The organism is Streptomyces sp. NPDC001880, from assembly GCF_053594575.1.
This window is the reverse complement of record NZ_JBSFET010000152.1, coordinates 1-8,200: the sequence shown is the minus strand read 5'-3', so window position 1 is coordinate 8,200 and position 8,200 is coordinate 1. Positions and strand designations below refer to the sequence as shown.

The 8,200-nt window shown below is 67.1% G+C and carries 9 protein-coding genes and 2 pseudogenes; 8 read left to right on the top strand and 3 right to left on the bottom strand.

Annotation, left to right across the window (positions count from 1 at the left end; translation table 11 throughout):
• Positions 1–260 precede the first annotated feature (260 nt).
• Both ACWCQ6_RS34555 and ACWCQ6_RS34550 read left to right on the top strand, forming a co-directional pair.
• A complete protein-coding gene (locus ACWCQ6_RS34555) occupies positions 261–824 on the top strand; it encodes a hypothetical protein (protein ID WP_451096080.1) in 564 nt (187 codons plus the stop codon).
• Positions 814–993: a hypothetical protein gene (locus ACWCQ6_RS34550; protein ID WP_451096078.1), complete on the top strand. Its 180-nt coding sequence runs from the start codon at positions 814–816 to the stop codon at positions 991–993. The genes ACWCQ6_RS34555 and ACWCQ6_RS34550 overlap by 11 nt, the downstream gene beginning before the upstream one ends.
• A gap of 157 nt (positions 994–1,150) precedes the next feature.
• Here the strand turns inward: ACWCQ6_RS34550 and ACWCQ6_RS34545 are convergent, their stop codons facing one another.
• On the bottom strand, positions 1,151–1,684 hold the full coding sequence (locus ACWCQ6_RS34545) for a hypothetical protein (RefSeq protein ID WP_451096076.1): 534 nt from the start codon (positions 1,682–1,684) through the stop codon (positions 1,151–1,153).
• A 180-nt stretch (positions 1,685–1,864) separates the two neighbouring features.
• On the opposite strand from ACWCQ6_RS34545, the gene ACWCQ6_RS34540 reads away from it, so the two are divergent.
• Positions 1,865–3,373, top strand: a complete 1,509-nt coding sequence (locus ACWCQ6_RS34540; protein WP_451096074.1) for a S1 RNA-binding domain-containing protein — start codon at positions 1,865–1,867, stop codon at positions 3,371–3,373.
• A gap of 643 nt (positions 3,374–4,016) precedes the next feature.
• Positions 4,017–4,247, top strand: a pseudogene (locus ACWCQ6_RS34535) (IS1380 family transposase); the annotation flags it as partial.
• Positions 4,248–4,331: 84 nt separating this feature from the next.
• Here the strand turns inward: ACWCQ6_RS34535 and ACWCQ6_RS34530 are convergent.
• A complete protein-coding gene (locus ACWCQ6_RS34530) occupies positions 4,332–5,486 on the bottom strand; it encodes an LPXTG cell wall anchor domain-containing protein (RefSeq protein ID WP_451096072.1) in 1,155 nt (384 codons plus the stop codon).
• A 673-nt stretch (positions 5,487–6,159) separates the two neighbouring features.
• On the opposite strand from ACWCQ6_RS34530, the gene ACWCQ6_RS34525 reads away from it, so the two are divergent.
• Positions 6,160–6,507 (top strand): hypothetical protein, encoded by a 348-nt coding sequence (locus tag ACWCQ6_RS34525; RefSeq protein WP_451096082.1) that lies wholly within the window; start codon positions 6,160–6,162, stop codon positions 6,505–6,507.
• Between the two features lie 103 nt (positions 6,508–6,610).
• On the opposite strand, the pseudogene ACWCQ6_RS34520 reads toward ACWCQ6_RS34525, so the two are convergent.
• Positions 6,611–6,793 (bottom strand): annotated as a pseudogene (locus ACWCQ6_RS34520) (transposase domain-containing protein); the annotation flags it as partial.
• A 340-nt stretch (positions 6,794–7,133) separates the two neighbouring features.
• Here ACWCQ6_RS34520 and ACWCQ6_RS34515 point away from each other — a divergent pair.
• The 3 genes from ACWCQ6_RS34515 to ACWCQ6_RS34505 form a co-directional block, all read left to right on the top strand.
• Complete coding sequence (locus tag ACWCQ6_RS34515; protein WP_451096070.1) at positions 7,134–7,310, top strand: hypothetical protein; 177 nt, start codon at positions 7,134–7,136, stop codon at positions 7,308–7,310.
• Complete coding sequence (locus tag ACWCQ6_RS34510; RefSeq protein WP_451096068.1) at positions 7,307–7,828, top strand: hypothetical protein; 522 nt, start codon at positions 7,307–7,309, stop codon at positions 7,826–7,828. Before ACWCQ6_RS34515 ends, ACWCQ6_RS34510 begins: the two co-directional genes overlap by 4 nt.
• On the top strand, positions 7,780–8,200 hold a 421-nt coding region (locus ACWCQ6_RS34505), incomplete at its 3' end, for a hypothetical protein (protein WP_451096066.1). The genes ACWCQ6_RS34510 and ACWCQ6_RS34505, both read left to right, overlap by 49 nt.

Sequence of the window (8,200 nt, the reverse complement as noted above, 5' to 3'; positions counted from 1 at the left end):
GTCCTGCAGGCTTGATCCGACGGCTTCGAGCGCCGCGTCAGGGTCGAGGATCATGAGCAGTCCTTGGCTGATCAACGGCGTCGGCGCAGGCCGACTTTTACGCACCGGAAGCGATGGATGTCGCAGTTCAGGATGTGTCGGGCCTGTGGGTCGATCAGTTGATGGACTGGCGGCTCTTTGCCGGGCAGCGTATGAGCCTGCGAGGGGACTGCGGATATGCTTCGGCGGCCCAGTGGATCGGCGGCAGAGTCGGAGGTGTCGTGAGCCGGCCCTTGCTGTTCCTCGACGTCGATGGTCCTCTGAACCCCTATGCGGCGAAGCCTGAGAGGCGACCCGCGGGCTACGTCACGCTGCGGGTCCCGCAGGAGGTCAGTGAAGCTGCGGAACTCGGGTTCCGGCATCGCAGGCCGCTACGTCTGTGGCTCAACCCCTGCCATGGCCCAACGCTTATGGCCCTCCCGTACGAGTTGTGCTGGGCCACGACCTGGATGAGTGACGCGAACAGGTGGATCGGCCCGGTGCTCGGCCTGCCGGAACTGCCGTTCGTCGACTTCGGCGACGCTCTGCTCAATGAACGTCCCGATGGCGTCCACTGGAAGACCGAACCGTTGGTGGTCTACGCGAACGGTCGGCCGTTCGTCTGGGTGGACGACGAACAGAGCGACGCGGATCAGGCACACGTGGCGGCACATCACACGGCACCAGTCCTCCTCCACCACGTCAATCCCCGGATCGGCCTGCAGGATGACGACTTCATGGCCCTCGCTGCCTTCGCCGCCGCCATCGCCCCGTCCGCAAGCCTCGGGGGCCCCAATGGCACGTAACACGCTTCCGGTCGAGAACTTGGGCACCAGCCCGCTGTGTCTCTTCGTCGAGCCCTATGGCGAGGACTACTGGCTGGCCCCTGGAGAGGCCTTCACCGTCATGCCGGACGTGGAGGGAATCGACGTCTGGTTCTCCACCTGTGTCTCCCAGGACTGCATCGCTGTTTGATTCCACGAGGGCGGCGACCCCGCCACAGTCGTCCTCGACTACAAGGTCGTCGATGCCAACGGCACCAGCCTGGATTGTGGACACCAGTAGCCTCGGAGGCCGGCTGACTCCGGGCCGGTCTGAGCCGAGAGAGTGTCGGGCCGAGTGGCAGCGCGTTTCAGGAGGTGGTCCTCCAGCGGGGAGCGTCGAAGTCGGGCTGATCTGGGCTGGCGAAGTGGAACGGCACGGCGAACTGCTCGGCCAGGGCGCGACCAATCGTCTCTGCTTCCTGCGCCTCGGGCCACGGCGGAACCGTGCCGTTGAACAGTCTCATGTCACTGCCGTGCCGGATCATGGCGAGCCGGTGCTCAGTAGCCGGGTCGTCCGTGAGTGCGATCAGGTCCACGCACCAACCATCGGTGTCACCGTCCCACAGTGCCTCGATGGCGACCGTCCGGCCGGGCAGAGCCTCCACCTTCTCCACCAGCGTCGCCAGGTCCAGCGGATGGGTCGGATAGCGCTCGAACCGCTGGCCCAGCTCCCGGTAACGCTCTGCAACCACGTCGAGCGTGTCGTACAGGCCTGGCCTGGACTCGACTGGGAACGCCTCGCGGATACGAGCGACTGCCGCTATCCGGTGGTCCTGCTGAATCGTGCTGTCCACGGCGGATCGCTCGGCGGCCGACAGCGCAGCCCAGATCGGGGAGTCCATGTCCGTATTCAAGCCGCCCCGACTTTGCGCACCCGATCCGGGTCGCCGTTGCCGAGAATGAATCCTGCTCATGCCGGGCCTGGTGCCGGTAGAGTTCGAAGGTGATCATTCCCCCTGTCCACCCGCGACCGGCCCTCAGGGCGACTACGAGCCATCCGGGCCGCTGACATGGCGCCCTTTGTGTACCGCATTACTCCGTACGACCCTGCTGACCTCGACGCGGCGGCCGACGGAGACAGCACCTTCATCGCGTATGACTCGAGAGAACGCGTCGCTGCTGCCTGCATGGCGGCCGTGGCCGGGTTCGCGCTCGATGCCGCCGTCGAGCAGGTGACGATCGGCAACCCCATGGCCGAGGGGTTCTTCTCCTTCTCCGTCCTCGCGGGAAGAGGGGGGCATGGGCTGAGCGGGCTCTTCCCCTATGACAGCGTCGGGTTCCACGACGGCGCGCGCGTCCCGCTCACCACCGGTCTCGGGTTGCTGCGGGCGATGGTGCTGCGCGAGGGCGCCTGGTGCCGGCTGCAGGCGGACAATGGATTCTTCGTCCATGTCGGCGACCGGGACGACATATACGTCGGCGGCGGCCGGGACCAAGAGAACGCCGTGTCCCGCACCCGCATTCTTGGGCTGTTCGCCGACCGGGTCGCGAGCTCACCCTACGACCCGGCCCTCGACGAGACCGACGCCTCGCGGGCCGCCGACGAGAAGTTCTGGTCTGAGGTCGGCGCACTGGTCGCGGACCGCGGCGGGGTCCTGCTGGAGGAGCGTCCGTCCGGCAACGCCTACCGCTGGCACCGCCTGACGGCCGCTCACGAGGTCGAGGCTGTGCATGAGCGTCTGACCCCACGGGCGCGGCTGGCGGTATGGCCGGACCTCACCGACGATGTCGAGGCGATCCGCGCCGCCGTCGTGCGCGGGGAACGCCTTCACCTGCTCGTACGGCAGTATCCGGGCAGCGGGTTCCACAGGGCGTGTGTCGCCGAACCGGGCATGGGACGTGCAGACGTGCCGAATCCCCAGATCACGGCGGGCCCGGGCCACCGCGTTGCGTTGGTTCCTCTGGAACGAGCTGATCGCCATCCTCTTCTCGCGGCAGTGCTGCCCGACGGGGACGGTGTCCTTCGGGCACGCTGGCGCACCAATCGCAGCCGGGCCGAGGAGCGGCGGACGTTCCTTGGCTCGCTGCGAGTGGGCGAGGCTGTCACCGGCGTTGTCGCGACGGGTCTCAATGACATCGGGGTGTACGTGCACCTCGATGACGATCTGGGCCGTTTCCTCGGCTTCCTCCGTGTTCCCGAGATGTCCTGGACCCGTTTCGACTCGGTGGACGACATTGCCCCGATCGGTCGGGAAGTCCGCGTCGAGATCATCAGCATCGACTTCGCACGGGAGCAGGTGAGCCTGTCCATGAAGGCGCTGCAGCCCGATCCCTGGCAGCACTATGCCGATACTCACAAGGGCGGGGACACGGTCTCGGGGACGGTGACCAAGCTGGTGCCGTTCGGCGCGTTTGTCCAGGTGGAAGAGGGCGTCGAGGGCCTCGTCCACCTTACCGAGTTGGTCGATCACGAAGTCGAGTACCCGCAGGAGGTGCTCGCGGTCGGCGACCAGGTCCGTGTCGCCATCCTTGACGTGGACCGCCAGCGTCGCCGCATCAGCCTTTCGCTCAAACGCGCCCAACCGGAATGAGGGCAGCGGTGCTGCATGAGCCCTCAACGATCACGCCCAGGTGTGCTTCGCCTCCACTGCGCTGACCCGCAGCGCGCGCTGCGGGGAGCCGTCGGCTCGCCTGCGCCGCTACAAGCCCTGAACCTACGCTGTCGAGCAGCCTGGTGTTGTCGGCCATAAGAAGTCATCTCATTTAGTGAGTCTGCGAAAGCAAATGAGGGTGCAGGCGATGCTTGTGAAGGTGAAGAAGCGCTCGGCTTTACGCACGTAGCGGCGGCGGGGCCTGCGGCAGGCGACGAGCCAGGACATGGTGTGTTCGACGGACCACCGGCGGCGTCACAGCCGCTGTGACGACTCGATTCCCTTGCGTGCGAAGCGCTGCTGGATGCCTCGCTGGCATCGGCGCAGGTGGGAGTAGTCGTAGCCCTGCATGTACATCCAGTTCACTGCCGCCTGCCGCCTGCTGTGAGCACATGCGCACTGCAGTTAACGACGACGGCCAGGTTGATGCAGCTGGAGTCCAGCGATGGATGAAGCCCATGAAGCCGTGACCGACGCCTACCCTCGCTGTTTCGGTCGGAGCGGGGAAAGCCAGTGGCCGGGATCGCGAACGTGCCTTCTGAACTGGGACGATGAACCTTGTCGAGGGGTTCTGTCGGTCCAAGTGGAAGGCACTTTTTGCGTGAAGGCTATCGGTTCGCGTCCCCGGGTTCATGTCTCCGCTGACGGAACGGGGGTGGTCGGGCATGCCGGAGCGCGCCTGCTGGCCGATCTCGCCGATGCCATCGGGTTGACGAGTGCGTACTCCACCGTGCTGGGTCCGCTGCGACCGCGTGGGACCGGCCACGATCCCGGCCGGGTCGCCGTCGATCTGGCGGTAACGCTCGCAGGCGGCCGTCTGAGGCGCCACCAATCAAGGCAGTGCGGGGTCCCGGACCAGTGGCCCGGGACGGGTACCACCGCTCGCGTCGGACGGTCGTCAGCTCAGGCTCTGAGCCCGGCGGCGGCGCACGATGAGGAGCGTGCCCGCACCCGTGACCAACGCCGCGGCAGCCACGCCCGTGATCGGCAGCGTCGAGGAGCCGGTCTCTGCCAGGCTGCCGCTGTTCGTCGTCCCGTCGTCGCCGATCGACGACCCGCTGACCGAGCCGCCCGAGGCATTGGCCGAGCTGCCCATCGAGCCAGTCGACTCCCCACCCGTGACGTCCAGCGTGATGTCTGCCTTGTCGTTGGCCTTGTTGGGGTCGAACGGCCGTGCTTCGGTACTCAGGGCCACCCAGCCCTTAGCGTTCGTCACCCGCTTGTCGATCTTCAGCTCGAAGGTGTAGGTCTCTTGGCTGCCCTCATCCAGCGACCGCATGCCGCAGACGTACGCCTTACCCTTGGCCTGGCAGAACTGGCCGCGCTTGACGACCGACGTTCCAGCGGGAGGCGTGATCATGACACTGACGGACCGGTCCCCCTGCTTGGTCAGAACCCACGCGGGCCCGGCGTTGGCGGTGTCACCGACGCTCCCCTTCAGCGCGGCACCCGTCACCTGGTAGTCGGCCGTGTTGACGGAGGTGATGGGCACATCGGCAACTCGCGCGGCCCCCTCGCCCCCGGCCTGTCCCTCGACCAGTTTCACCGCCGGCGCGGTTCCCGCCACCGGCGGAGTGCCGTTCTCGTCCGCCCCGGGATCGACGTCCCCGACACGCACGCGCAGCTCGTCGTTGAGCGCGCGGTCCAGTGCCTTGACACGGAGAGGCTTCTCGGGCGTGTAGACGACGCCCGGCTCCACCGTTTGATCGAACGCGCACACCGCGATCCACTTCTCGGGCATCTCGTCGTAGGACCGGACCTGCTGTGTTCGGCAGTTGGAGGGAACCTCCGCGAAGTCGAGTCCCCGGGTGACGGCGTAGGAGACCCATACCTTCTCGGCCGCCCCTGTGCCCTTGTTCGCCAGAGTGACCGGCAGATCGAAGCTGCTCCCCGGTTTCACCCCGTTGATCGGCTCGATGCCTCCAATGACCAATTCGGGTGCGGTTTCATCGCCGAAGGCGGCAGGAGCCGCGGCCAGCGCGATCAGGCCGGCAGCGCCGAGGGCGGCGACAGCGGCACGGGAGGCACGACGGTTGTGCGAGGGTATCGGCATAGAGAGATCCTCTGCTGAGACGCGGGCAAACGGACGGTGACTTCCAGGAGAACAATCTTTCGGTCGCTAGACTTTTGCCGATATCGAACGGTTGCGCGCCCGATGCCTCCTCCGCCTTGCGATCGCACCTACAGGACGCCGTGAGCCCGCCCCGATGTCGATACCGACTACCAGTGCAAGGTCGTCGGAGACGGATCGGCTACCCATGTGACATCTCGCGCTACATGACACCGGCGTCGCAGGCTGACCTCGGCCAAGGCACCAACGTTTTCGGGCTACTTGACACCAGGGTCGAGTCTCTTGATACCTAACCTCAACGCCGGTAACTAAGTGCTTTGGTGTGCGTTTGACCCGTTTGGGTTTAGCGGCGCCAACGAGGGTGATAACCGCGGTGGTTGGGTGGTCTGCTGCCCGCTGGGCGGAGCGTTTGAGGGGCCAGCCGGCGACTTTCCGTTTGATGGCACGAGGGTTGGCCCGGCACCGCCGGGGAGGCAGGGGGCGTTCGAGGAGCTCAGGGTGAGTGGCTTTGATCGCGCGGGCGAGTCGGCCGGGGGGAAAACGCCGCCTGGTCGGTGACCTGGCGGCGCACGACGCGCAGTGAGCGGGTGAAGGAGATCCGATCGGGGTCCTGGTCGCCCTGTCGTGCGGCCTGGTGCATCAGGTGCCGGATGGCGTGGTGGACGAGCAGGAAGCCGTAGAGTTCCTGCTCGGCTCCCTCGGGGTGTTGCGAACGCAGAACCAGGCGTGGCCCGCCAAGGTGGGTCTTGATTTCGTCGAGGGTGGACTCGAACTCCCACCGCTGGGCGTAGAGGGCGGCCAGTCCGCGGCCGGGGCCTTGCCCGGGTCGAGGATCGTGGTGATGAGCCGGTATGCACCCTCGTGGCCGGCGATGGTGCCTTGGCCGACGTCCTGTTCACCGCGCCCGGAGCGGGGCGGACGGCCGAACGCCTCCACGTTCGCCTTCGTGTCGGGCAAGTCGACTGTCGTGCCGTCGATCGCGGCCAGTCGCCAGCCGCGGTAAAGGCACCCCGAGTGTCCGGTGTGGCAACCGGACGGCACACCCGCTCGAACAGCTGCCGCAGCGGTGCCACACCCAGCCGGGATCTGGCTTTCCAGATCGCCGCCGTACTCGGCACCGCCCACGATGTGCGCCAGCGCCGCGCACCCTGCAAACCCGCGGTCAGCAGCCGGGCGACCTCCTCATAGCTCTGCCCGGAGAACAGGCACATCACCAAAACGAAGTAGACCACCAGCCGGGCCGGCAACAACCGGTTCCGCTGCTGCACCCGCCCCGTCTCCGCCAACACCTCGTCCACCAGAGACCGAGGAAACGCCTGGGTCAGCACCCCGACCGCGACCCGGTCCGACAGCCACTCACCAGATGACTTCAGTTGACCCGCTCTTGACACATCAACAACAACGACCGACTGCCCGTAAGTTACCGGTATTGAGGCTAATCCGAGTTTTCAGTCCGACTGCCGCCTGCTGCAGCAGTGTCTCTGCTGGTCACAGCGTTGCGCCGCTGTCCTGCGCTCTCGGAACGTAGGCCCGGTGTCAGTTTTACTCGACCAGATGTCATGTAGCGCAAAGTCGCAGCCAACCGGCTGAGCCACTGGCCGGGAAGGTGGACAAGAAGAGCGGGGGCGAATGGAGTACTACGGGGTCGCCCGCAACGGCACCCGCTTCATCAATGTCGTGGCCATCGTGCAGTACGCCCGCCGCACGGCCGACGGTGAGTACGACGCGGGCAAGGGCAGGAAGGTCGGCGTGATCACGACCTACTGCAAGGGCGCCAACAAGCGCCCGGACTGGATCAACCAGTGAGCGGGCTGTGCGCGGAGACGGTCGAGCAGCAGGCGTACCTCACTCGTTTCCTCCTCGACTACACAGCGGTGCCTCTCGCCGGCGGAACCTTCCTGCGTGGGGTGCTGCCAACGCGGGACGCGGTCCGGGTCGTGACCGGCGCCGCCGACGCCGTGGCGCCGGATGCACTGGTCGCCTACGAGGTGCCGCTGGTGGACGACGATGGCGAGCCGGTCACCGCCCCGCTGGTGCTGGGCTGGACACGAACGCTCGCAGCCGACGGCCCCGCGCATCCGGACGCGTCCGTGATGGGCATGGCTCTGGTCCGGGCGGATACCTCCGTCGTCGAACCCGCTCCGCGGGTGTGGGCCATCAGGGCCGCGACCTCCATCGGGCGTGCGTCGGGCCCGACGGTGGACGGCGGATACAGGCGGCGCGGAGCCCACTCGGCCACCGTGAGCCCGGCGAGGCGCTCGGCGAGCTCACCGTCGTGCTGTTCGGCCACGACGCCGGCAAGTGCCGGGCCGGCGGCGATGTAGGCGGGCAGGAGCTGCCGGATCAGCTGGGAGCCGGGCACGATGGCGTGCGGTTGGTTGTCGGCGTCGAGGACAAGCAGGTCTGGCAGCGACTGGTCGGCCAGCTGGCACGCGGATATGCGGCTTCCTCAAGGGCACGTGTTCTGCTGCCGGTTGGCCGGTTTCCGCGGGGCGAGCGCGGAGACCAGGTCAAAGGCGCCGAGCAGACGCACCTGCCGGGCGTCCAGTCCGGCCGGGTGCAGGGCGTACGCCTCACCGCCTTCGGTCACGGCCAGGTCGCCGCGCACCAGGTAGGCAAGGTGAACCTCGGTGGCATCCAGGTGAGCCTCGAACGCAGTCCGACCAGGGTGATCAGGGCCAGTACGGTACCGACCA

Excerpts from the sequence above, each read along its gene's own strand:
- ACWCQ6_RS34550 (WP_451096078.1), top strand. The coding sequence starts at position 814 with ATGGCACGTAACACGCTTCCGGTCGAGAACTTGGGCACCAGCCCGCTG.
- ACWCQ6_RS34545 (WP_451096076.1), bottom strand. The coding sequence starts at position 1,684 with ATGGACTCCCCGATCTGGGCTGCGCTGTCGGCCGCCGAGCGATCCGCC.
- ACWCQ6_RS34530 (WP_451096072.1), bottom strand. The coding sequence starts at position 5,486 with ATGCCGATACCCTCGCACAACCGTCGTGCCTCCCGTGCCGCTGTCGCC.
- ACWCQ6_RS34515 (WP_451096070.1), top strand. The coding sequence starts at position 7,134 with ATGGAGTACTACGGGGTCGCCCGCAACGGCACCCGCTTCATCAATGTC.